This is a genomic window from Streptomyces sp. NPDC051207 (genome assembly GCF_040682395.1).
Lineage (GTDB): Bacteria > Actinomycetota > Actinomycetes > Streptomycetales > Streptomycetaceae > Streptomyces.
Window position 1 is genome coordinate 97,747 of sequence record NZ_JBFBAX010000006.1, and the last position, 23,073, is coordinate 120,819.

22 protein-coding genes and 1 tRNA gene are annotated in these 23,073 nt (G+C 71.6%); 15 read left to right on the top strand and 8 right to left on the bottom strand.

Features of this window, described 5'->3' with window-relative positions; all coding sequences use genetic code 11:
* Window positions 1-1,020 (bottom strand): SMI1/KNR4 family protein, encoded by a 1,020-nt coding sequence (locus AB0M97_RS08610; protein ID WP_365960000.1) that lies wholly within the window; start codon window positions 1,018-1,020, stop codon window positions 1-3.
* Between the two features lie 294 nt (window positions 1,021-1,314).
* On the opposite strand from AB0M97_RS08610, the gene AB0M97_RS08615 reads away from it, so the two are divergent.
* The gene (locus AB0M97_RS08615; RefSeq protein ID WP_365960001.1) at window positions 1,315-1,899 is read left to right on the top strand and encodes a YwqJ-related putative deaminase; all 585 of its coding nucleotides are present in this window, start codon (window positions 1,315-1,317) and stop codon (window positions 1,897-1,899) included.
* 136 nt (window positions 1,900-2,035) lie between these two features.
* A complete protein-coding gene (locus tag AB0M97_RS08620; RefSeq protein ID WP_365960002.1) occupies window positions 2,036-2,530 on the top strand; it encodes an SUKH-3 domain-containing protein in 495 nt (164 codons plus the stop codon).
* Window positions 2,531-2,544: 14 nt separating this feature from the next.
* Here AB0M97_RS08620 and AB0M97_RS08625 read toward each other — a convergent pair whose 3' ends face one another.
* Entirely contained in the window at window positions 2,545-3,873 is a 1,329-nt protein-coding gene (locus AB0M97_RS08625) for a histidine kinase (protein WP_365960003.1), read from the bottom strand.
* 168 nt (window positions 3,874-4,041) lie between these two features.
* On the opposite strand from AB0M97_RS08625, the gene AB0M97_RS08630 reads away from it, so the two are divergent.
* From AB0M97_RS08630 to AB0M97_RS08660, 7 genes are all read left to right on the top strand, one after another.
* Window positions 4,042-4,117 (top strand) — tRNA-Gln (locus AB0M97_RS08630).
* A gap of 127 nt (window positions 4,118-4,244) precedes the next feature.
* Window positions 4,245-5,690 carry a bifunctional UDP-N-acetylglucosamine diphosphorylase/glucosamine-1-phosphate N-acetyltransferase GlmU gene (gene glmU / locus AB0M97_RS08635; RefSeq protein ID WP_365960004.1) on the top strand — a complete coding sequence of 482 codons (1,446 nt, stop codon included), beginning with the start codon at window positions 4,245-4,247 and terminating at the stop codon, window positions 5,688-5,690.
* Between the two features lie 131 nt (window positions 5,691-5,821).
* Complete coding sequence (locus tag AB0M97_RS08640) at window positions 5,822-6,802, top strand: ribose-phosphate diphosphokinase (protein ID WP_365960005.1); 981 nt, start codon at window positions 5,822-5,824, stop codon at window positions 6,800-6,802.
* A 204-nt stretch (window positions 6,803-7,006) separates the two neighbouring features.
* Window positions 7,007-7,603 carry a 50S ribosomal protein L25/general stress protein Ctc gene (locus AB0M97_RS08645; protein WP_365960006.1) on the top strand — a complete coding sequence of 199 codons (597 nt, stop codon included), beginning with the start codon at window positions 7,007-7,009 and terminating at the stop codon, window positions 7,601-7,603.
* Window positions 7,604-7,678: 75 nt separating this feature from the next.
* Window positions 7,679-8,281 carry an aminoacyl-tRNA hydrolase gene (gene pth / locus AB0M97_RS08650; RefSeq protein WP_365960007.1) on the top strand — a complete coding sequence of 201 codons (603 nt, stop codon included), beginning with the start codon at window positions 7,679-7,681 and terminating at the stop codon, window positions 8,279-8,281.
* A 53-nt stretch (window positions 8,282-8,334) separates the two neighbouring features.
* Entirely contained in the window at window positions 8,335-8,823 is a 489-nt protein-coding gene (locus AB0M97_RS08655) for a hypothetical protein (protein ID WP_365960008.1), read from the top strand.
* A gap of 194 nt (window positions 8,824-9,017) precedes the next feature.
* Complete coding sequence (locus AB0M97_RS08660; RefSeq protein WP_365960009.1) at window positions 9,018-9,719, top strand: LPXTG cell wall anchor domain-containing protein; 702 nt, start codon at window positions 9,018-9,020, stop codon at window positions 9,717-9,719.
* A 76-nt stretch (window positions 9,720-9,795) separates the two neighbouring features.
* Here AB0M97_RS08660 and ppc read toward each other — a convergent pair whose 3' ends face one another.
* Window positions 9,796-12,537, bottom strand: a complete 2,742-nt coding sequence (ppc, locus tag AB0M97_RS08665; protein ID WP_365960010.1) for a phosphoenolpyruvate carboxylase — start codon at window positions 12,535-12,537, stop codon at window positions 9,796-9,798.
* Window positions 12,538-12,828: 291 nt separating this feature from the next.
* On the opposite strand from ppc, the gene AB0M97_RS08670 reads away from it, so the two are divergent.
* Together AB0M97_RS08670 and AB0M97_RS08675 are read left to right on the top strand one after the other, a co-directional pair.
* Window positions 12,829-13,836: an acyl-CoA desaturase gene (locus tag AB0M97_RS08670; RefSeq protein ID WP_365960011.1), complete on the top strand. Its 1,008-nt coding sequence runs from the start codon at window positions 12,829-12,831 to the stop codon at window positions 13,834-13,836.
* The gene (locus tag AB0M97_RS08675) at window positions 13,833-14,507 is read left to right on the top strand and encodes a TetR/AcrR family transcriptional regulator (protein ID WP_365960012.1); all 675 of its coding nucleotides are present in this window, start codon (window positions 13,833-13,835) and stop codon (window positions 14,505-14,507) included. Before AB0M97_RS08670 ends, AB0M97_RS08675 begins: the two co-directional genes overlap by 4 nt.
* A gap of 169 nt (window positions 14,508-14,676) precedes the next feature.
* Here AB0M97_RS08675 and AB0M97_RS08680 read toward each other — a convergent pair whose 3' ends face one another.
* Window positions 14,677-15,489 carry a trans-aconitate 2-methyltransferase gene (locus AB0M97_RS08680; protein ID WP_365960013.1) on the bottom strand — a complete coding sequence of 271 codons (813 nt, stop codon included), beginning with the start codon at window positions 15,487-15,489 and terminating at the stop codon, window positions 14,677-14,679.
* A gap of 121 nt (window positions 15,490-15,610) precedes the next feature.
* Between AB0M97_RS08680 and tamR the strand changes: the two genes are divergently transcribed.
* Window positions 15,611-16,108 (top strand): MarR family transcriptional regulator TamR, encoded by a 498-nt coding sequence (tamR, locus tag AB0M97_RS08685; RefSeq protein ID WP_365960014.1) that lies wholly within the window; start codon window positions 15,611-15,613, stop codon window positions 16,106-16,108.
* Here the strand turns inward: tamR and AB0M97_RS08690 are convergent.
* Window positions 16,067-16,834, bottom strand: a complete 768-nt coding sequence (locus AB0M97_RS08690) for a response regulator transcription factor (RefSeq protein ID WP_365960015.1) — start codon at window positions 16,832-16,834, stop codon at window positions 16,067-16,069. The genes tamR and AB0M97_RS08690 overlap by 42 nt on opposite strands.
* 291 nt (window positions 16,835-17,125) lie before the next feature.
* On the opposite strand from AB0M97_RS08690, the gene AB0M97_RS08695 reads away from it, so the two are divergent.
* On the top strand, window positions 17,126-17,581 hold the full coding sequence (locus AB0M97_RS08695; RefSeq protein WP_365960016.1) for a GNAT family N-acetyltransferase: 456 nt from the start codon (window positions 17,126-17,128) through the stop codon (window positions 17,579-17,581).
* Between the two features lie 12 nt (window positions 17,582-17,593).
* Here AB0M97_RS08695 and galK read toward each other — a convergent pair whose 3' ends face one another.
* From galK to galT, 3 genes are read right to left on the bottom strand one after another with little or no spacing between them, the layout of a single operon-like run.
* Window positions 17,594-18,757, bottom strand: a complete 1,164-nt coding sequence (gene galK, locus AB0M97_RS08700; protein WP_365960017.1) for a galactokinase — start codon at window positions 18,755-18,757, stop codon at window positions 17,594-17,596.
* Window positions 18,754-19,746, bottom strand: coding sequence for a UDP-glucose 4-epimerase GalE (galE, locus tag AB0M97_RS08705; RefSeq protein ID WP_365960018.1), 993 nt, complete (start codon window positions 19,744-19,746; stop codon window positions 18,754-18,756). The genes galK and galE overlap by 4 nt, the downstream gene beginning before the upstream one ends.
* Window positions 19,743-20,804 carry a galactose-1-phosphate uridylyltransferase gene (gene galT / locus AB0M97_RS08710; protein ID WP_365960019.1) on the bottom strand — a complete coding sequence of 354 codons (1,062 nt, stop codon included), beginning with the start codon at window positions 20,802-20,804 and terminating at the stop codon, window positions 19,743-19,745. The genes galE and galT overlap by 4 nt, the downstream gene beginning before the upstream one ends.
* A 191-nt stretch (window positions 20,805-20,995) precedes the next feature.
* On the opposite strand from galT, the gene AB0M97_RS08715 reads away from it, so the two are divergent.
* Window positions 20,996-22,675: a sodium:solute symporter family protein gene (locus AB0M97_RS08715; RefSeq protein WP_365960020.1), complete on the top strand. Its 1,680-nt coding sequence runs from the start codon at window positions 20,996-20,998 to the stop codon at window positions 22,673-22,675.
* A 21-nt stretch (window positions 22,676-22,696) separates the two neighbouring features.
* Window positions 22,697-23,038: a hypothetical protein gene (locus AB0M97_RS08720; protein ID WP_365960021.1), complete on the top strand. Its 342-nt coding sequence runs from the start codon at window positions 22,697-22,699 to the stop codon at window positions 23,036-23,038.
* The last annotated feature ends 35 nt before the right edge of the window (window positions 23,039-23,073 follow it).

The following is a 23,073-nucleotide window of genomic DNA, read 5'->3' on the forward strand; positions in this document are numbered from 1 at the left end:
TCACTCCCCCACGGAAGAGACGGGGACGGCACGCGCGAAGCCGCCGTCCACCATCAGGTTCGCCACGGTCTCCAACTCCGGCGGGGAACCCGCCAGGCGCGCCAGGAACGCGTCGAAGTCCTCTCCGCACGGCAGCAGCAGCCGTTCCATCCGCTCGGCCGGCGGCCACGACGGATCCACGTCGCGCGCGTCGTCGTACGCGCAGAACCACACCGAGCCGGCCCGCTCGCCCCGCACCTTCACGGCCAGCAGGCCGCCCTGGACGAACGCGACGCACAGATAGTCCTTGGTCAGGTGATCACGCAGGCACTTGTTGACGTACACCAGGTCGTTGACGGCGGCCTCGTCCCGCACCGTGAAGAACGGCTGGTCGACCAGCAGTCCCAGCTCCGCGTCGAGCGCCGTGCCCACCGGGGCGCAGCCGCCCGCCGCCTTCAGGAACGACCGGTAGGCGCCCGGCAGCCGGTAGCCGAGGTCCTCCTCGACCCCCAGCACCTGCGCCTCGGTCACCGCCACGCCCGACTTGGGCAGCCCGAAGTGCGCGGGGCGCGTCTCCTGGAGCGGTCGCGTGCCCCGCTTGTCCTGGTCCGCCGTGGACGTCGCGATGCCGCCGTGGTGCCGCAGCAGCGCCTTCACCTCGACCGGCACCAGCTCCAGCCGCCGCGTGCCGGCCACGTGGTGCCACGTCCAGCCGTGCGGCGTGGCCACCGCGGGCACCGTGTCCCACAGGTCGTGCCCGGCCGCCGACTGCGCCGCGTTCGCCGACACGTAGTCCGTCAGCCGCAGCTCGTCGACCCCGAAGCCCTCCGGGGGCTCGGCGATCTCGACGGCCGCGCGCGCGTAGGGCGAGAAGTCGGGGTAGCCGCGCTCGTCCACCCGTACCCCTCTGGGGTGACGGGCGGCGCGGACCGGGTCCGGGAAGTTCACGACCTGCCCGGCGTAGGCCGCGTTCGGCGGCGCGGCGTGTCCCCCGGCCTGGCGGCCGGAAGGCGCCCCCAGCCCGAGCCGACCTGTCGTCATGGCGGTTGCCCCCTGCGGCACTCTGTACGGCCCGCGGCGACCGCCCTCGGCGACCGCGACCCGTATCGACTGTCACGTCTGGTGAAGATCACCGCGCGGAACGCGGTGCCGACAGCCTATGCGGTACGGCGACACGGGTCACCGGGCACCGGGCAGGGCCCCCTCCGCTTACGTGACCAGCCGTCACGCCACGGTGACAGCCCGGAGCTGCCCCTGGCGTGTCGCCCGGCCCCAGCTTCCCCACCAGCCACGGCATTTGGCACTCTGTGACGTCCGGGGGACGCCCGGGAGGGGATGATGATCATGAACGCGACACAGACGGGACCGCGCACCGGCCGTTCCCAGGACCCCCGATCCGGCGAGCCCCGATACGGGGAGCCCCGATCCGCCGGCCCGCGGTCCGGCGACCCGCGCATCGGCTGGAGCGCCGCCGCCCCCGAAAGCGCCCCCCTCCTGCGCCACCGCCGCGACGGCATCCTGCCCACCGTCGCCGCCGCCCTCTCGGTACGCGGCACCACCCTCACCGGCACCGCCGCCCGCGGCGACCGGCCCCCCGCCCTGCACCCCCTCGTGCAGGACTTCCTCGACGCGCTCACCAGCGACCAGCGCGACCGCTTCACCGGACGCTGCGCCGAGACCATCCTCATCTCCCGGCACCTCACCGCCGCCGACGCCGCCCGCAGCAAACGCGCCGCCCGCAAGCCCATGACCAACGGCGAGGCCCGCAGAGCCCTCAAGCACGCCAAACTCACCGCCCGCCGCATCCGCGAGGCCGGCGACCCCCTGCACGGCAGCTTCGCCGCCCCCTGCCGCGCCTGCACCGCCCTCAGCGCCCACTTCGGCGTCCGCGTCGTCGACCCCACGGCGGACGGCGACTGAGCCACGCACGGCGGACGAGGACCGACCCCGCACCGGCAGACGCTCGGCTGCACCGGCAGCCGCACGCGACCGCCACCGGCCACACCGAAGCACCGGGGCACCGCCCCGAGCCACGACCTCGACGAACGAAGGGCAGATGCACACCGACCGCACCTCCACCACCCGCTTCCCCGTGCCCGTCGACGCCGCCCTGCGCGCCGCCGGCTGGCAACCGGGCCGCTGGGACATCAAGCAGGCCGAGATCTGGGCCGACACCCTGCGCGACCACACCTCACCCGGCGGACACCGCCACAGCGTCTTCCCCGCCGCCGTCGAGGCCTGGGCGGAATTCGGCACACTCCGCGTCACCCCGGCCGGACCCGGCCGCCGGATCGCCCCCACGGCCCTCCACGTCGACCCCCTGCACGGCCTCCACATGGCCCGCACCCTCGGCGACCTCGGCCGCGCCCTCGGCACCGAGGTCTGCCCCCTCGGCGCCGAAACCGACAGCCGGGCCCTCCTCGCCATCGACACCGAAGGCCGCGTCTACGCCCTCGACCACACCGGCGACTGGTACCTCGGCGCCACCATCGACCAGGCCCTCACCGCCCTGGTCACCGGCACGGAACCGGTACGCCTCACCACGGGCTGACCCCACCCGCCGGTCTACGACGCCGGAATCACCGCCGACACCCGGAAACCCCCCGCGTCCGTCGGCCCGGACACGAACACCCCGCCCAGCGCCGAGACCCGCTCCTTCATCCCCACCAGGCCGTTGCCACCCGAGGGCAGGCGCGCCGACGACGCCGACGACACCTCCGGCGGCGGCTCGTTCTCCACCTGCATCGCGATCTCCGACACCCGGTGCGCCAGCCGTACGTACGTCTTCGCGCCCGCCGCGTGCTTGTGGACGTTGGTCAGCGCCTCCTGCACCACCCGGTACGCGGTCTGCTCGACCTCCGGCGCGTACGACCGCGCCTCCCCCTCCACCGACAGGTCCACCACCATCCCCGCCGCCGCGGACTGCCCGACCAGCTCCTCCAGCTCCGACAGACACGGCCCCTCCGCCGCTCCCGCCGCGCCCACCGCCCGCGAAGCAGCCGCCGCGGCTGCCGCCCCCACCGCCGCCAGCGGAGCCGCGGGCGCCGGTCTCACCCGCTCCTGCCGCGCCGCCTCCTCACCACTGCGCAGCACCCCGAGCATCTCCCGCAGCTCGGTCAGCGCCTGCCGCCCCATGTCCCCCACCAGCGCGGCGTTCCGTACGGCCTTCTCCGGGTCCTTGCGGGCCACCGCCTGCAGCGCTGCCGCATGCACCACCATCAGGCTCACCCGGTGCGCGACCACGTCGTGCATCTCCCGCGCGATCCGGGTCCGCTCCTCGTTGCGCGCCCACTCGGCCCGCTCCTCCGCACGCTCCGCGAGCAGCTGAAGCTCCCGCTCCAGACTGTCCGCACGCTCCCGCAGGCTCTCCATCAGCCGGCGCCGCGCCCCGACGTACAGCCCCAGCAGCACCGGCGGCGCCGTCACACCGAGCGACGTGGCGATCGCGGCGAACGGGACGAACCAGTCGCCCAGCGTCCACTCGCCCCGCGCCATGCTCTGCTGCACCCGCACGAACGTCACGATCAGCGTGCCCACCAGGGACATCCCGGCGAGCGAGGCGATGATGCGGCGGGGCAGTTCCGACGCGGACAGCGTGTACAGACCGACGACGCCCATCAGGAAGCCCATCTGGGCCGGCGTGATGGCGATGGCCATCAGCACCACGGCGATCGGCCACTTGCGCCGCACCAGCAGCACCGAACCGGCCAGCAGCCCGAACGCCAGCCCCACACCGACCGGAATCCCCGCGTCCCGCGCGAACGGGACGCCCTCCACGGCACACTCCACCGAGGACACCGTGGCCAGCCCGATGTCGAGCAGCGCCCCGCGCCACCTCGCCCACCACAACGGCCCTCCCCGGGCCGTCACATGGTCTTCCCCCGTCGCGGTCATGCCTCCAGCCTACGGGCGGGGGTGCCGCGTTTTCCGTCGAGTTTCCCCCACCGTCCAGCCACCACACACAGCGACGGACCGGAAGCACCACGCCGCGATGTGCGGGGGCCCGTGGAGCGGCATCGTGGCCCACGCGCCGGCACGTCTCCGGTAAGGTCTGAGGCGCTGTCCCCCGTGGTGTAACTGGCAGCACACTGGTTTTTGGTACCAGCAGGACAAGGTTCGAATCCTTGCGGGGGAGCCACCGCCCCTCCACCTCCCCTTCGGGCCCGACCGGCGACAGTCCCGGCAGGGCCCGCACTCATGTCCCCCGGAATTCACCCCGGTATCCTGCGGATGTCCAACCCCACCCCACAGCCGAAGGGCATCCCGTGAGCGCCAACCGCCCGGCAGCCGTCGTCGTTCTCGCAGCGGGTGAGGGCACCCGTATGAAGTCGGCCACACCGAAGGTCCTGCACGAGATCTGTGGCCGTTCCCTGGTGGGCCATGTACTGGCCGCCGCCCGGGAGTTGGACCCGCGGGAACTGGTCGTCGTGGTGGGCCACGCGCGCGAGCAGGTGACCGCCCACCTCGCGCGGGCCGACGCCGCCGTGCGCACCGCCGTCCAGGCGGAGCAGAACGGCACGGGGCACGCCGTCCGGATGGCGCTGGAGGAGCTGGGCGGCTCGGTCGACGGCACGGTCGTCGTGGTGTGCGGGGACACTCCGCTGCTGACGGGCGAGACGCTGCGGGCGCTGTCCGCGACGCACTCCACCGACGGCAACGCCGTGACGGTGCTGACGGCCGAGGTCCCGGACGCGACGGGGTACGGCCGGATCGTGCGGGACGGCTCGGGCGCGGTGACGGCGATCGTGGAGCACAAGGACGCCGACGCGGCGCAGCGCGCGATCCGGGAGATCAACTCGGGGGTGTTCGCGTTCGACGGCGCGCTGCTGGCGGACGCGCTGAAGAAGGTCCGCACGGACAACAGCCAGGGTGAGGAGTATCTGACGGACGTGCTCGGGATCCTGCGCGAGGCGGGGCACCGGGTGGGTGCGTCGGTGGCGGCGGACCACCGGGAGATCGCGGGCATCAACAACCGCGTGCAGCTGGCCGAGGCGCGCCGGATCCTGAACGACCGGTTGCTGACGCGGGCGATGCTGGCCGGGGTGACGGTGGTGGATCCGGCGACCACGTGGGTGGACGTGACGGTGACGTTCGAGCAGGACGTGACGGTTCTTCCGGGTACGCAGCTGCTCGGTGCGACGCATCTGGCGCAGGGGTGCGAGGTCGGGCCGAATTCGCGGCTGACGGACACCCGGGTGGGTGCGGGTGCGCGGGTGGACAACACGGTGTCGGCGGGGGCCGAGGTGGGTCCGGAGTCGTCGGTGGGCCCGTTCGCGTATCTGCGGCCGGGGACACGGCTGGGTGCGAAGGGCAAGATCGGCACGTACGTGGAGACGAAGAACGCGTCGATCGGTGAGGGGACGAAGGTTCCGCACCTGTCGTACGTGGGTGACGCGACGATCGGTGAGTACACCAACATCGGTGCCGCGAGTGTCTTCGTGAACTATGACGGACAGGACAAACACCACACGACGGTGGGTTCGCACTGCCGTACGGGCTCGGACAACATGTTTGTGGCTCCTGTCACGGTGGGGGACGGCGCGTACACCGCGGCGGGCTCGGTGATCACCAAGGATGTGCCGCCCGGTTCGCTGGCCGTGGCCCGTGGCCAGCAGCGGAATATCGAGGGCTGGGTGGCCCGGAAGCGTCCGGGGAGCGCCGCGGCGAAGGCGGCCGAGGCGGCTTCCCGGGAGGCGGGCAGCGCAGACTGACCGGAAAATGTTGCTTCGAATACGGCGTACCGTGATAGGTGCACACCCGCACCCACCTGCCGAGACGTCCTCTCGCGCCCAGCGGCGAGGTCTGTTCTCTCGGCTGTGAACACCTCTGAGGAGAAAGTGCTGTGACCGGGATCAAGACGACCGGCGAGAAGAAGTTGATGTTCTTCTCCGGCCGCGCCCACCCCGAGCTTGCCGAGGAGGTCGCCCACGAGCTGGGTGTCGGGGTCGTTCCGACGAAGGCCTTCGACTTCGCGAACGGTGAGATCTATGTGCGTTATGAGGAGTCGGCCCGGGGGGCGGACTGTTTCCTGATCCAGAGCCACACGGCTCCGATCAACAAGTGGATCATGGAGCAGTTGATCATGATCGACGCCCTGAAGCGGGCGTCGGCCCGCTCCATCACGGTCATCGTGCCGTTCTACGGTTACGCGCGGCAGGACAAGAAGCACCGGGGACGTGAACCGATCTCGGCGCGTCTGATCGCGGACATGATGAAGTCGGCGGGTGCGCACCGGATCCTGACGGTGGACCTGCACACGGACCAGATCCAGGGCTTCTTCGACGGCCCGGTGGATCACCTGTTCGCGCTTCCGCTGCTCGCCGACTACGTGGGCAAGAAGGTGGACCGCAAGAAGCTGACGGTCGTCTCGCCGGACGCCGGCCGGGTGCGGGTGGCGGACCGCTGGTGCGACCGGCTGGGTGCGCCGCTGGCGATCGTGCACAAGCGGCGTGACAAGGACGTGGCGAACCAGGTGACCGTCCACGAGGTGGTGGGCGAGGTCGAGGGCCGGGTGTGTGTCCTGGTCGACGACATGATCGACACGGGTGGCACGATCTGCGCCGCGGCGGACGCGCTGTTCGCGCACGGTGCGGAGGATGTCATCGTGACGGCGACGCACGGTGTGCTGTCGGGTCCGGCGGCGGACCGGCTGAAGAACTCGCGGGTGAGTGAGTTCGTGTTCACGGACACGCTGCCGACGCCGGGTGAGCTGCGCCGGGATCTGGACAAGATCACGGTGCTGTCGATCGCGCCGACGATCGCGAGTGCGGTGCGTGAGGTGTTCGAGGACGGTTCGGTGACGAGCCTGTTCGACGAGCAGTAAGGGTTCTGCTGGGGTCTCCCGGCGTCCCCCGGTGATCGTTTTGGGTGCGGCCTGTCTTGCCGAGTAGACTGCTGAAGTTGCTCGGCGAGGGAGGCCGTACCGCTTCGTGTGGGGCTTGTACGGCTGTCCGTTATCGACGCGCTCTTCGTAGCAGGCCGTTCGTGGCCGGGTGACCACGTCCGTTTCTGACTTCGAGGAGTGATCATGTCCGAGGTGAAGATCGCCGCCGAGACGCGCAGCGAGTTCGGCAAGGGTGCCGCGCGTCGTATCCGTCGTGACAACAAGGTTCCGGGTGTGCTGTACGGCCACGGTTCGGACCCGATCCACCTGACGCTGCCGGGCCACGACCTGCTGCTGGCGCTGCGTACGCCGAACGTACTCATCTCGCTGGACATCGACGGCGAGTCGACCGAGCTGGCGATCCCGAAGTCGGTGCAGCGCGACCCGATCAAGGGCTTCCTGGAGCACGTGGACCTCCAGCTGGTGACGCGCGGCGAGCAGGTCACGGTGGAGATCCCGGTGCACACCACGGGCGAGCTGGCCCCGGGCGGCTACCTGCTGGAGCACGTCCTGGACGCGCTGCCGGTGACCGCCGAGGCCACGCACATCCCGGAGCAGGTCTCCGTGTCCGTGGAGGGCCTGGCGGCCGGTGACTCGGTCGTCGCCAAGGACATCGCGCTGCCGTCCGGTGTCACGCTGAACGTGGACGAGGACGCGGTGGTCCTGCAGGTGCTCGCGGCGCAGGCCGAGGAGGCCCCGGAGGGCGAGGAGACCGAGGACGCCGAGGGCGCGGAGGGCTGATCCCTCCCTTTCCCAGTCGTCGTTGGCCGGCCGCTGTTCCCTGGGGGGGCAGCGGCCGGCGCGTATCGAGGAGACATGGACGTGACGACCGACGCCGGTACGCCCTGGCTGATCGTGGGGCTGGGCAATCCCGGGCCCGAGTACGCGCGCAACCGGCACAACGTGGGCTTCATGGTGGCCGATCTGCTGGCGGAGCGGGTCGGGGGGAGGTTCAAGCGGGCCGGGAAGGCGCAGGCGCAGGTCGTGGAGGGCCGGATCGGTCCGCCGGGTCCCGGCAGCCGGCGGGTGATCGTGGCGAAGCCGATGTCGTACATGAATCTGTCGGGCGGGCCGGTGAACGCGCTGCGGGACTTCTACAAGGTGCCGCTCGCGCAGGTGGTGGCGGTCCACGACGAGCTGGACATCGACTACGGGACGCTGCGGCTGAAGCTGGGCGGTGGCGACAACGGGCACAACGGCCTGAAGTCGATCACGAAGGCGATGGGGCCGGAGTATCACCGGGTGCGGTTCGGCATCGGACGGCCGCCGGGGCGGATGCCGGTGGCCGATTTCGTGCTGAAGGACTTCTCGTCTGCGGAGCGCAAGGAGCTGGACTACTTCGTGGACCGGGCGGCGGACGCGGTGGAGTCGCTGGTGATCGACGGTCTGGAGCGGGCGCAGGGGACGTACAACTCCTGACATGTCCCCCACCGGGTTGACCGCGCGTGCAGGCATGGCCAAGGATCGCGGCCATGCCTTCTGCGGTTTCCTCCTCCCCGGCTGCGTCCATGGCGCTGCGGTTCGGCCGCGTCGCGCTGATGGGCACGGTCGCCGTGCTGATCCTGATCGCGGGCGTGTGGGCGTCCTGGGGCACGGCGCAGCACGTGATGCTGACCAAGGGCCGGGAGCGGGGCACGGTCGAGGTGGCGCGGTGCGGCGCCCGGTCGTGCACGGGGCCGTTCTCGCCGCTGTCGCCGGGTGCGCAGCCGCGGGAGAGGGTCGTCCTGGAGAAGACGGTGGCGGTGCGGGCGGGGCGGACGTACACGGTGATCGTGAAGCCGGGCAGTGACGACGTGGTGCGCTCGGGTCCGGCCGGTGTGCTGTACGCGTGGGTGCCGCTGGGCGGTGCGCTGCTGCTGGCGTCGGTGGTGGTGGCCGGCGGGCTCCGGCGGACGCGGGCGGCGTGGGTGCTGGCGGGATCCGGGATCGCGCTGCTCACTGCGGCCTTCGTGGCGGTGTGAGCGTGGTGCGCGGGAATGCGCGGGGTTGCGGCGCGGTGCGGCGGCGTCTTCACGCGTGATCACGTGCTTCTGCACGTGTGTGGAGCAAGGGGATGTTGCGTCTTCGTGATTGACCCGGCGCGGGTTCCGGAAGGATGCTGAGCCGCCCCCTCCACACGTTCCTTCCGCCGCAACCTTCGAAGACGGACTGCCTCATGCGTACCCTCCCTCGCGCCGGCGTACTCGCCGCCGCGTGTTCGGCCGCCCTGTTCGCCGCTCCGGTCGCCCATGCGACCGCTCCCGGGGACAACGGCACGGTCAAGATCCACGATGCCTCGACCGGCGAGGAACTCCGCCGCAACGAGCCACACGTGTGCGAGTTCTACCTGGACGCCTTCGGTTTCGACGCCGGTCAGCGGGTGGACTGGCACATCGAGTCCTGGGCGCCGACGGCCGGCGTCAAGGGCGAGACGGTGAAGTCCGGCGAGATCGCGCTGGACGGCTCGGGTCACGGCCGTACCGAGGATCTGTCGCTGCCGGACGGGCACTACAAGCTGTTCTGGAACTTCGACGGCGAGAACGGGTCGGCGAAGCACAAGGTGTTCTGGTCGGACTGCGAGGACGAGGGGGAGGGCGGCGGCGCGTCGCCGTCGGCCTCTGTCTCGGCCTCCGTCTCGGCCTCTGCCTCCGTCTCGGCCTCTGCGTCGGCTTCGGTGGCGCCGTCCGCTGGGTCGTCCGCGTCCCCGGAGCCGTCCGGTACCGGCGCGGCCACCCCCTCGTCGTCCCCGTCGGTGCAGGGCGACGGCGGTGACCTGGCCGAGACGGGCAGCGGTGCTCCGGTGGGCCTGCTGTCGGGTGTGGCCGCGGCACTGCTCGCGGCGGGCGGCTACCTGGTGGTGCGGCGCCGCAAGGCGTGACCCCGGGTCCTCACTGACACGGCGGTGCCCCCGAGCCTCGTACCGGCTCGGGGGCACCGCCGTGTCGTGGGCCCGGTCAGCCGGTGTTGCGCAGGCCGGCCGCCACGCCGTTGACGGTCAGCAGCAGGGCGCGGGAGAGCAGCGGGTCGGGCTCCTCCCCCGCGGCAGCGGCGTCGCGCTGGCGCTTGAGCAGGGCGACCTGGAGGTAGGAGATCGGGTCCAGGTAGGCGTCGCGGATGGTGAAGGTCTGCTTGAGGACGGGGGCCGCGTCCAGCAGTTCCTGCTCGCCGGTGACGCGCAGGACTTCCCGCACGGTGAGTTCGTGCTCGGCCCTGATGGTGTCGAAGACGTGCCGGAGGTGGTCCGGGACGAGGGTGTCGACGTAGTGCTGGGCGATTCTCAGGTCGGTCTTGGCGAGGGTCATCTCGACGTTGGAGATGAAGTTGCGGAAGAAGTGCCACTGCTCGTGCATCTCGTCGAGCACGGTGTCGAGGCCCGTCTCGCGCAGCGCCTTCAGGCCGGAGCCGACGCCGAACCAGCCGGGCACGATCTGCCTGGACTGGGTCCAGCCGAACACCCACGGGATGGCGCGCAGCCCGTCCAGTCCGGCACCGGAGTCGGGCCGCCGGGAGGGGCGGGAGCCGAGGTGCAGGTCGGCGAGCTGGTCGACGGGCGTGGAGGCGAAGAAGTACGCCGGGAGGTCGGGGTCCTCCACGAGACGCCGGTAGGCGGCGTGGGCGGCGTCGGAGACGACGTCCATGGCGGCGTCCCAGCGGGCGAGGGCCTCGACGGACTGGCGGGGCGCGGTGTGCAGGGCGGAGGCCTGCAGGGTGGCCGCGACGGTCAGTTCCAGGTTCTCGCGGGCCAGGGACGGGACGAGGTACTTGTCGGAGATGACCTCGCCCTGCTCGGTGACCTTGATCTCGCCCTCCAGGGTGCCCCAGGGCTGGGCGAGGATCGCGTCGTGGGAGGGGCCGCCGCCGCGGCCGACGGTGCCGCCGCGGCCGTGGAAGAGGCGCAGCCGCACGCCGTACCGGTGGGCGACGTCGCGCAGCCGGCGCTGGGCGCGGTGGATCTCCCACTGGGAGGTGGTGATGCCGCCGAACTTGGAGGAGTCGGAGTAGCCGAGCATGACCTCTTGGACGTCGCCGCGCAGCGCGACCAGGCGCCGGTAGGACGGGTCGGAGAGCATGTCCTCCAGGATCCTGTCGGCGGCCCGCAGCTCGTCGGTGGTCTCCAGCAGCGGCACGATGCCGATCTTGGCCCAGCCGGCGTGCAGGTCGATGAGGCCGGCCTCGCGGGCGAGGACGGCGGCGGCGAACACGTCGTCGGCGCCCTGGCACATGGAGATGATGTACGACTCGATGACCTCGGGTCCGAAGACCTCCAGGGCGCGCTTGACGGTCTGGAAGACGCCGAGGGTCTTCTCGCCGGCGGCGTCGACGGGCGCGGGGGTCGGGGCGAGGGGCCGCCGGGAGCGCAGTTCCTTGGCGAGGAGCCGGGCGCGGTACTCGCGCGGCATGTCGGCGTAGCGCCAGGATTCCTCGCCGAGCCGGTCGAACAGCTGGCCGAGGGCGTGGTGGTGGGCGTCCGCGTGTTCGCGTACGTCCATGGTGGCGAGCTGGAGGCCGAAGGCGGCGAGGGTGCGGATGGTGCGGGCGAGACGGCCGTCGGCGAAGAGGCCGCCGCGGTGCTCGCGCAGCGAGTTCTGGACGATGCGCAGGTCGGCCAGCAGCTCGCTGGTGCCGAGGTAGTCGCGGCCGGGCTCGTGGGGGGTGCCCTTGGCGAGGCGCAGCTTGGTGTTCTCCAGCTTCTGCCGGATGCAGGTGGCCTTGAGCCGGTAGGGCTCCTCGGCGTTGAGCCGCTTGTAGCGGGGGCTGATCTCGGGCAGCCGGTCGAGGTCGGCGTTGAGGGAGTCGAGGAGTTCCTCGGTGGCTCCGGCGTAGCGGATGGAGTTCGACAGGAAGCCGCGCAGCTCGTCGATGGTGTCGAGGGCGTCGTTGATGCCGTGCTCGTGCTGGAGGATCAGCACGTCCCAGGTGACCTGGGGGGTCACGTTGGGGTTGCCGTCGCGGTCGCCGCCGATCCAGGTGCCGAAGGTGAGCGGGCGGGTGTCGTCCGGGAGGGTGACGCCGACGCGTTCGAGTTCGGCGGTGAGGTCCTCCAGGACGTCGCCGACGGCGCCGGCGTGCAGCTCGTCGAGGTAGTAGATGGCGTTGCGGGCCTCGTCGGCGGGTTCGGGGCGCACGACGCGCAGTTCGTCGGTCTGCCAGACGAGGTCGATGTTCTCGGCCAGCCGGGTGTCCTGGCGGCGCCGGTCGGATTCGAGGACCGGGGTCTCCAGGAGCGCGGCGATGCGCCGGAGCTTGTTCAGCACGGACCGGCGGGCGGCCTCGGTCGGGTGGGCCGTGAACACCGGGCGGACGTTGAGGTTGCGCACCGTCGCGCGCAGGTGCTCGGGGTCGGCGTCCTTGAGCCGGTCGGCGGTGCGGGACAGCAGGCCGCCCTCGGCGGCGCGCCGGGCGCGCAGCTCGCGTCCGCGGTGGACCTGCTCGGTGACGTTGGCGAGGTGGAAGTAGGTGGAGAAGGCGCGGACCAGCTTGGCCGCGGTCTCCAGTTCGGTGCCGCGCAGCAGCTCGGCGGCGGCCTCGCCGTCCTCTCGGGTGAGGCGGCGGACCTTCTCGACTAGGTCCAGCAGCTCGGGGCCTTCCTGCCGTACGAGCGTCTCACCGAGGAGGTCGCCCAGCCGGCGGATGTCGGCGCGCAGTTCGCTGCTGGTGGTGACACGGGACTCAGTCTGGTCGTCGGCACTGCTCACAGGTGCGGCTCCTTGCAGTGTTGAAGCTCGTCTGGAGGGGAACCCGGACGGCGTCTCGCGCGGCGAGTGCCGCTTACGGGCCGGACATCCGGGAAAAATTCAGAGCGGACCGCGCTGTCCGACCGACACCAAGGATAGGTCGCGACCGGGCCCGTCGGCCGACGGGCCCTTGCCGCCGGGCGACACGCTGCCATACTTACGACGCCGTAGGTTACGGAACCGTAGGAAGTACGGCGCGGTTCCGGGAGCCCGGCGCCAGTCTCCCGTTTCGACAACCCCACAGGGATGCCCATGACCACCAGTTCCGATGTGATCCCCAACGCCCCCGAAGCACCCGGGAAACCCCTTGAGTCCGCCACCCTCGGTGGTGAGCGCAAGCGCTCCGTGGAGCAGCTCGCACTGCTCCTCTTCATCGTCGTGCCGTTCCTGGCACTGCTCGCGGCGGTGCCGCTGGCCTGGGGCTGGGGGGTCAGCTGGCTGGACCTCGGCCTGATGGTCTTCTTCTACTTCCTGGGCTGCCACGGCATCACGATCGGTTTCCACCGGCACTTCACGCACGGTTCCTTCAAGGCCAAGCGGCCGCTGAAGATCGCTCTGGCGATCGCCGGTTCGATGGCCGTCGAGGGCCCGCTGGTCCGCTGGGTGGCGGACCACCGCAAGCACCACAAGTTCTCCGACGCGGAGGGCGACCCGCACTCCCCGTGGCGGTTCGGCGAGACGGTGCCGGCGCTGATGAAGGGCCTGTGGTGGGCGCACATCGGCTGGCTGTTCGACGAGGAGCAGACCCCGCAGGAGAAGTACGCGCCGGACCTGGTGAAGGACCCCGCGATGCGCGTGATCTCCCGCCAGTTCGTGCTGTGGACGGTGGTGTCGCTGGCGCTGCCGCCGGTCATCGGCGGTCTGGTGACGTGGTCCTGGTGGGGCGCGTTCACGGCGTTCTTCTGGGGCTCCCTCGTCCGGGTGGCCCTGCTGCACCACGTGACGTGGTCGATCAACTCCATCTGCCACGCGGTCGGCAAGCGCCCCTTCAAGTCGCGTGACCGCTCGGGCAACGTGTGGTGGCTGGCGATCCTGTCGTGCGGCGAGTCCTGGCACAACCTGCACCACGCCGACCCGACCTCCGCGCGGCACGGCGTGGAGCGCGGGCAGCTGGACTCCTCGGCGCGGCTGATCGCCTGGTTCGAGAAGCTCGGCTGGGCGTACGACGTGAGGTGGCCGTCACGCTCGCGTATCGATTCACGCCGCAACGTTGAGGAAGGCGGCTCCCGGCGAGGGAAGGCGACCGCCGAAGCGGCATGATTGACGCCGTGGCGACCGACTCCAGCAATACCAGCAACGACAAGCCGCGGCGGGCCCGTCGCACCCGGATGACCGGGGCCGAGCGCCGCGAGCAGTTGCTGGAGATCGGTCGGACCGTCTTCGCCGCGAAGGGCTTCGAGGGCACGTCGGTGGAGGAGATCGCGGCGAAGGCCGGGGTGTCCAAGCCGGTGGTGTACGAGCACTTCGGCGGCAAGGAGGGTCTCTACGCGGTCGTCGTGGACCGCGAGATGCGGCGCCTGCTGGACATGGTGACGAGTTCGCTCACGGCGGGTCATCCGCGTGAGCTGTGCGAGCAGGCGGCGTTCGCGCTGCTGGACTACATCGAGGAGTACACGGACGGGTTCCGCATCCTGGTCCGGGACTCCCCCATCCCGCAGTCGACGGGCTCCTTCGCCTCCCTCATCTCGGACATCGCCACGCAGGTGGAGGACATCCTGGGCCGGGAGTTCAAGAACCGCGGCTTCGACTCGAAGCTGGCCCCGCTGTACGCGCAGGCGCTGGTGGGGATGGTGGCGCTGACCGGCCAGTGGTGGCTGGACGTCCGCAGGCCGAAGAAGGCGGAGGTGGCCGCGCACCTGGTGAACCTGGCGTGGCACGGCCTGGACGGCCTGGAGCCGAAGCCCCGGCTGATAGGTCACCGCAAGAACTAGTCCCCGCGAGAACCGGACGTGCGCCGCGAAGCGCCGCGCACGTGTGCGGAAGCGCCGGTGGCCCGGGTGGTCGTCCCCCGGGTGACCGGCGCTCCGCGCGTCCGGGGCCGCGCGGCGGGCGTGCGTGGTCCGGGGCGGACGTCGCCCCGTGCGGCGGCGCCGGCGGGCCTCACCCCTCCTTGCGGGCCACCGCGAACACCCGGCGGAACGGGAACGGCGTCCCGTACGGCCCCGCCGGATAGGCCTCGCGCAGCGCGGCCCCGTACTCCGCGAGGAACTCCTCCCGCGCGCCGGGCTCGGCGGCCAGGGCGTCGAGCACGGGCCGCAGTCCGGTGCCCATGACCCAGTCGAGGACCGGGTCCTCGCCCTGGAGCAGGTGGACGTACGTCGTCTCCCACACGTCGGCGGCGCAGCCGAGGGCGGTGAGGCGGGCGAGATAGGCCTCGGGCGTGAGGACGGCGTCGTCGTGGCGCAGGACGCCGGCCAGGCGGTCCCGCCACCGCGGGGAGGCGGCGAGGTCGCGCATCAGGCGGTGGCTGGGGGCGCCGAAGTTGCCGGGCACCTGGAAGGCGAGGGTGCCGCCGGGGGCGAGGCAGGCGATCCACTCCGCGAAGCGCCCGGCGTGCCCGGGGACCCACTGGAGGGTGGCGTTGCTGACGATCAGGTCGCAGGGCGCGTCCGGGGTCCAGGTGCGGACGTCGGCGTGCGCGAAGCCGATCCGGCCTCCGCCGGGGGTGGGTCCGGCGTGTTCCCGGGCGCGGGTGAGCATCTCGGGCGCGTTGTCGTAGCCGGTGATCCGGGCGGTGGGCCAGCGGGCGGCGATCAGGGCGGTGGCGTTGCCGGGGCCGCAGCCGAGATCGGCGATGCGGGGCGGGTCGCCGGGCAGGTCCGGGACGCGGGCCAGGAGGTCGGTGAAGGGGCGGGCGCGGTGGCCGGCGTGGCGCAGGTACTGGGCGGGGTCCCAGGTGGGGGCGGCGGGCATGGGTCTGTCCTCCGGGAAGTGCCGTACTCGACGGATACCCAGACTCACCCGCATCCCACTCGACGTCAAGATACTTGATGTCAAGAGACTTCACATCGACACAACCACTACACTGATCGTCATGGAGGACGAGGTCGATCGGCTGGTGGCAGCGTGGCGCCGGGAGCGCCCGGACCTCGACGTGGAACCGCTCGAGGTGCTCAGCCGCGTGAGCAGACTGGCCCGGCACCTGGACCGCGCCCGCCGACTGGCGTTCGCCGAGCACAGCCTGGAGCCGTGGGAGTTCGACGTCCTGACGGCGCTGCGGCGCGCGGGCACCCCGTACCAGCTCTCGCCGGGGCAGCTGCTGACGCAGACCCTGGTCACGTCCGGCACGATGACGAACCGGATCGACCGGCTGGCGAAGAAGGGCCTGGTGGAGCGGCTGCCCGATCCGAGCGACCGCCGCGGCGTGCTGGTGCGGCTGACCGACGAGGGACGCGACCGCGCCGATCAGGCACTGGCCGGGCTGCTGGAGCAGGAGCGCGCGATCCTCGCGGAGCTGTCCCGCGCCGAGCGCGCCGAGCTGGCCGGGCTGCTACGCCAGCTGACCGCCCCGTTCGACAACATCCCCGGCTAGGTCCACGGGCCCGACACCGGCCCGGCGGGCCAGGGCGACCGCGGCGAGGGTGGAGTGCACGCCCAGCTTGCCCAGCACGTTCTGCATGTGGGTGCGCACCGTGTGCGGGGACAGGTACAGCCGCTCGGCGACGGCCTTGCGCCCCAGACCGGCGACCATGCAGCGCAGCACCTCCCGCTCGCGCGGGGTCAGCGACTCCACCAGCCGCTCGCTCTCGGTGCGGTGCTTGCGGGCGGCGGTCAGCTCGCGCAGCACGCCGGTCAGCAGGGCGGGCGGCAGATGCGTCTCGTCGCGCAGCACGCCCCGTATGACGGTGAGCAGCCGGGACAGGGAGCAGTCCTTGGCGACCCAGCCCGAGGCCCCGGCTTGCAGGGCGAGCGCGGCGCGGCGCGGGTCGTCCTTCTCGGCGAGGACGACCGTCCGGACGTTCGGCTGCGCCGTGCGCACCCCGGCGACCAGGGAGATCCCGTCCACCAGGCCGTCCTCGTCGCCCTCGCGGACCGGCACGGCCGGGCGCGCGCCCGGCGCCCTGCCGCCCAGGTCGGCGTCGACCAGCGCCACGTCGAAGCGGCGCCCCTCGCCCGCCGCCCGCTCCAGGCAGCGCAGCGCGGCGGGGCCGCTGCCCGCAGCGGACACGTCGACGTCGGGTTCGGCGGCCAGGGCCGCGGCGAGCGACTCGGCGAAGATGCGGTGGTCGTCGACGACCAGGACTCGGATGCGCACCACGAAACCCCCTTCCCCACGCTCCCGAGGAGCAGGGGTCACCCGTTGTGGGAGGACGACACCGGCACGGATACGGCGCCCGATGAGCCACGGTCCGACCGGACTGCCCGGGGACGGGCCGCAGCGCCCGCACGGCCGCCGCCGTGCAGACACTGCTACCCCCGCTTCGGGCGCCGTACCCGGCTGTCTCGCACCCTGATCGGCGCCGGCCCCCACCGGCGCACTGTTCCTCAGAGTACGGACGGGGCCGGGCAGCGGAAGGCTCTTTGCAGAACTGCCCCCGCGGGCGCGTTTATGGTGTGCCGCATGTTTCGTTTCGAGACAGAAGTCGACAGGGGCCGCCGTGATCTGCTCCGCGCCCGGCTGCGGGACGCGAACACGGCCGCGTCCCCGGTACTGCGCGCCCTGCGCGGCTCCCCGGCGGAACGCGAGGCGCCGCTGCACGTGTGGGCCCTGGACGCCGGCGGACAGCTCGCGGGCGGTCTGGTGGGCCACACCTGGGCGACCTGGCTGCACGTGACGTACCTGTGGGTCGACGGGCGCCACCGCGGCGCGGGCCTCGGCTCCGGGCTGCTCGCCCGCGCCGAGCGCACCGCCCGCGAGGACCGCGGCTGCCGGTCGGCCCGCCTGGAGACCTGGGACTTCCAGGCCCCCGGCTTCTACGGGAAACACGGCTACGAGGTGGTGTGCGTGATCCCCGACTATCCGCCGGGGATCACGGAGTACACGCTGACGAAGCGGCTGGGGTGAGGGCCGCCCGGGTCAGCGCACCCGGCGTGCGCCGGGCGCGGGTACCGCTTCGAAGACCCGGGGGGCCGTGCAGCCGGACGCCGCGAAGGCCTCCTCGACCGCCTTCGTGACCGCCTCGACGCCGGACTCCTCCACCAGCACGATCGCCGAGCCGCCGAAGCCGCCGCCCGTCATGCGGGCGCCGAGGGCGCCGGTGGCCAGGGCCGTGTCCACGACCAGGTCGAGTTCCGGGCAGGAGATGCGGAAGTCGTCGCGCAGCGAGGCGTGGCCCTCGACCAGGACCGGGCCGATCGCGCGCGTCTCGCCCGACTCCAGCAGGGCGACGACCCGCTCCACGCGCTCGTCCTCCGTGACCACGTGCCGCACCAGGCGGCGCACCTCCTCCTCGTCGCCCAGCCGGTCGAGCGCCGCGTCCAGTTCGGCGTACGGCACGTCCCGCAGGGCGTCGACGCCGAGCAGGGCGGCGCCCTTCTCGCAGCCGGCGCGGCGCTTGCCGTACTCGCCCTCGCTGTGGGAGTGCTTGACCTGCGTGTCGACCACGAGCAGCCGCAGGCCCTCGGCCGCGAGGTCGAAGGGGATCTGGCGCTGGGACAGGTCGCGGGTGTCGAGGAAGAGGGCGTGGCCGTCCTGGCAGCACGCCGACGCCGTCTGGTCCATGATGCCGACCGGGGCGCCGACGTAGACGTTCTCCGCGCGCTGGCACAGGCGGGCCAGCTGCCAGCCGCGCAGGTCCAGGCCGAACAGGTCGTTCAGGGCGAGGGCCACCACGACTTCGAGGGCCGCCGACGACGACAGGCCGGCGCCCGCCGGGACCGTCGAGGCGAGGTGGACGTCCGCGCCGGTCACCGCGTGGCCGGCCTCGCGCAGCGCCCACACCACGCCCGCCGGGTACGCCGTCCAGTTCTTGTCCGACTCGGGCGCCAGGCCGTCCAGGCGCAGCTCGGCGACACCGCCCTCGACGTCCGCCGAGTGCAGCCGCAGCACGCCGTCGTCGCGCCGGGAGACCGCGGCGACCGCGGTGTGCGGCAGCGCGAACGGCATGACGAAGCCGTCGTTGTAGTCGGTGTGCTCGCCGATGAGGTTGACGCGGCCCGGCGCCGCCCACACCCCGTGCGGCGCGGCCCCGTACAGCTCCTCGAACCGTTCGGCGACCGCGTCGGCAACAGCCTCGCTCATGCCCTGACCTGACCCTTCCGTGACGTCTGGTCGGCGCGCTTCTGCGCGAACTCCCACGCGTCCGCGACGATCTCCGCGAGGTCGGCGCGCGACGGGTTCCAGCCCAGCTTCTCGCGGGCCGTGTCCGCCGACGCGACCAGGACCGCCGGGTCGCCGCCGCGGCGGGGGGCGACCACTTCCGGGATCGGGTGGCCGGTGACCTGCCGGACGGTCTCGACGACCTCGCGGACCGAGAAGCCGTTGCCGTTGCCGAGGTTGCAGATCAGGTGCCGGCCGGGCTCGGCGGCCCGCAGCGCCAGCAGGTGCGCCTCGGCCAGGTCGGCGACGTGGATGTAGTCGCGCACGCAGGTGCCGTCCGGCGTCGGGTAGTCGTCGCCGAAGACGGAGATCGCCTCGCGGCGGCCCTGCGCGACCTGGAGGACCAGCGGGATGAGGTGCGACTCGGGGTCGTGCCGCTCGCCGTACGCGCCGTAGGCGCCCGCCACGTTGAAGTAGCGCAGCGAGACCGCGCCCAGGCCGTGCGCCGCCGCCTCGCCGGTGATCATGTGGTCGACGGCGAGCTTGGAGGCGCCGTAGGGGTTGGTCGGCCTGGTCGGCGCGGTCTCGGCGATCGGGATCTCGTCCGGCTCGCCGTAGGTGGCCGCGGTGGAGGAGAACACGAGTCTGCGCACGCCCGCCGTGCGCATGGCCTCCAGCAGGGCCATGGTGCCGCCGACGTTGTTGTCCCAGTACTTCTCGGGCTTCACGACCGACTCGCCGACCTGGGAGAACGCCGCGAAGTGCAGCACCGCGTCGAAGGAGGGGTCCAGCCACTTGGCGGCGTCGCGAATGTCGCCCTCCACGAAGGAGGCGCCGGCGGGCACGCCCTCGCGGAAGCCGGTGGAGAGGTTGTCGAGCACGACGACCTCGTGGCCCGCCTCCAGCAGGTGCTGGGCGACCACGCTGCCGACGTAACCCGCCCCGCCCGTCACCAGGTACTTCCCGCTCATGAACTCGCTACCTCTCGCAGTCGCTCGGCCGCACGCTCCGGCGGCACGTCGTTGATGAACACGTTCATGCCGGACTCGGAACCCGCGAGGAACTTCAGCTTGCCGGAAGTGCGGCGGATGGTGAAAAGCTCGAGGTGGAGCGCGAAGTCGTCGCGCGTGACGCCCTCGAAGTCGTCCAGGTGGCCGAACGGCGCCTGGTGCCAGGCCGCGATGTACGGCGTCGGGGGCTCGCTCTCGCCGAAGATCCGGTCGAAGCGCTTCAGCAGCTCCAGGTACACCGCGGGGAACTCCGCGCGTGCCGCCTCCGCGAGCCCCGGCAGGTCGGGCACGCGGCGCTTGGGGTACAGGTGCACCTCGTACGGCCAGTGCGCGGCGTACGGCACGAACGCCGCCCAGTGGTCACTCTCCAGGACGACCCGCTCGCCGGACAGTTCGCGCTCCAGCACGGCGTCGAACAGGTTCTCCCCGCCCGTCGCCTCCTTGTGGGACGCGAGTGAACGGAGCATCAGGGCAGTGCGCGGGGTGGTGAACGGGTAGGCGTAGATCTGCCCGTGCGGGTGACCGAGCGTCACACCGATCTCGGCGCCGCGGTTCTCGAAGCAGAACACCTGCTCCACGGAGGGGACATGGGACAGCTCGGCCGTGCGGTCGGTCCACGCGTCGAGGACCAGGCGTGCCTGCTCCTCGCTCAGGTCGGCGAAGGAGGCGTGGTGGTCGGAGGTGAAGCAGACGACCTCGCAGCGGCCGGAGTCGCCGGCCAGGGACGGGAAGCGGTTCTCGAAGACCACGACGTCGTACGACGGCTCCGGGATCTCGCTCAGCCGGTCGCCCCGCGAGGGGCACAGCGGGCACTCGTCGGCCGGCGGGTGGTAGGTGCGGCCCTGGCGGTGGGAGGCGATGGCGACGCTGTCGCCGAGCAGCACGTCGCGGCGGACCTCGGAGGTGGTGACGGTCCGCTCCAGCGGGCGGCGGTCGGCCGCCCCGCGCACGGTGTCGCCCCGCAGGTCGTAGTAGATCAGCTCGCGGCCGTCGGCCAGCCGGGTCGAGGTCTTCTTCACGCCGGACTCCTCGTTCGAGCCGCTTCGGGCTGCCCCATACTTCAAACAGAAGTCAACATAGCAAAACATAAGCCACCACGGAAGCGCTCAGATCACGATCCAACAAAGACGACCATCGGAAGTGTTCAAAAACTGAACATCGAGGCATGAGTCCCGGCACCGGATCAGTTCGCGCAACGAAGCGAGTGCTTATGGAAACTCCCACATACCTGGCAGCGGAGCTGCGGCTCCCGACGAACTGGCTCGACTACACGATCCTCGGCATCTACTTCGTCGTCGTGCTCGGCATCGGCTTCGCCGCCCGCCGGTCGGTGAAGACCAGCCTCGACTTCTTCCTCTCGGGCCGCTCCCTGCCCGCCTGGGTCACCGGCCTCGCCTTCATCGCCGCCAACCTCGGCGCCACCGAGATCCTCGGCATGGCCGCCAACAGCGCGCAGTACGGCGTCTACACCACCCACTGGTACTGGATCGGCGCCATCCCCGCGATGGTCTTCCTCGGCCTGGTGATGATGCCGTTCTACTACGGCTCCAAGGTCCGCTCGGTCCCCGAGTTCCTGCTGCTGCGCTTCGACAAGGCGGCGCACCTGCTCAGCTCGGTCCTGTTCGCCTTCGCCGCCATCCTGATCGCCGGCGTCAACCTGTACGCCCTCGCCATCGTCGTCGAGGCGCTGCTCGGCTGGCCGCAGTGGGTGGCGATCGTCGTCGCCGGCTTCTTCGTGCTCGCCTACATCACCCTCGGCGGGCTGTCCTCCGCGATCTACAACGAGGTCCTGCAGTTCTTCGTGATCCTCGCCGCGCTCATCCCCATCACGGTGCTGGGCCTCAAGAGCGTGGGCGGCTGGGACGGCCTGTCCGACTCGCTGACCAGGTCGCAGGGCGGTGACTTCATGACCGCCTGGGGCGGCACCGGCATCGGCAGCGACAACCCGCTCGGCGCGAACTGGCTGACCATCGTCCTCGGCCTCGGCTTCGTGCTGTCCTTCGGCTACTGGACGACGAACTTCGCCGAGGTGCAGCGCGCGCTGTCCGCGAAGAACCTCTCCGCCGCCCAGCGCACCCCGCTGATCGCCGCGTTCCCGAAGATCTTCATCGTCTTCCTCGTCATGATCCCGGGCCTGGTCGCCGCCGTGCTGGTGCCGAAGATCGGCACGCCGGGCTCCGACCTCCAGTACAACGACGCCATCCCCTACCTGATGGAGCAGTTGCTGCCCAACGGCGTGCTGGGCATCGCGGTGACCGGTCTGCTGGCCGCGTTCATGGCGGGCATGGCGGCGAACGTGTCGTCCTTCAACACCGTCTTCACCACCGACATCTGGGCGAAGTACGTGGTCAGGGGCCGCGACGACGACTACTACGTGCGGTTCGGGCGCCTCATCACCGCGATCGGCGTGCTGGCCTCGATCGGCACGGCGTTCCTCGCGTCGTCGTTCTCGAACATCATGAGCTACCTCCAGACGCTGTTCTCCTTCTTCAACGTCCCGATGTTCGTCGTCTTCATCATCGGCATGTTCTGGAAGCGCGCCTCCATGAAGTCCGGCTTCTGGGGCCTGATCGCGGGCACCACCGCCGCGATGGTGAACTACTTCTGGATCTACAAGCAGGGCATCGTCGACATCCCCTCCGACCAGGGCGCCAACTTCGTCTCCGCGATCGCCGGGTTCGTCGCGGGCGCGGTCGTCATGGTGGCCGTCTCGCTGTTCACCCGGCCCAAGCCCGCCGAGGAACTCCAGGGGCTGGTGTACGGCACCACCTCGCCCGGCATGTCCGAGCCGCCCGCCGCGGGCGACGACGCCTGGTACCGCAAGCCGGCCCTGCTGGGCTGGGGCGCGGTGATCCTCGCGGCCGCCTGCTACATCCCGTTCTCGTTCTGACCGCGGGAGGATGGAGAGACCATGAGCGAGTACTACTCCGAGAAGGACGTCCACCGCGAGGTCTCCGAGCTGGAGACCAAGTCGACGACCGCCGCCCGGCTGTTCGACATCCGGCGGATCATCGGCGGGCTGTTCGTGATCTACGGCGTGATCGTGACGATCGCGGGGTTCACGGCGTCCGACGCGGACATCGCCAAGGCCGAGGGCGTCAACATCAACCTGTGGACCGGCCTGGGGATGCTGCTGCTCGGGCTGTTCTTCCTGGCGTGGCTGAAGCTGCGGCCGGTGGCCCCGCCGCCGCCGGACCTGGCACCCGGGGACTCCGGGGACGCCGCGAACCCCGGGAGCAGGGCCGGGGAGTGACGGCGGGCACGTGACCTGCCGACGGTGTCCGGGCG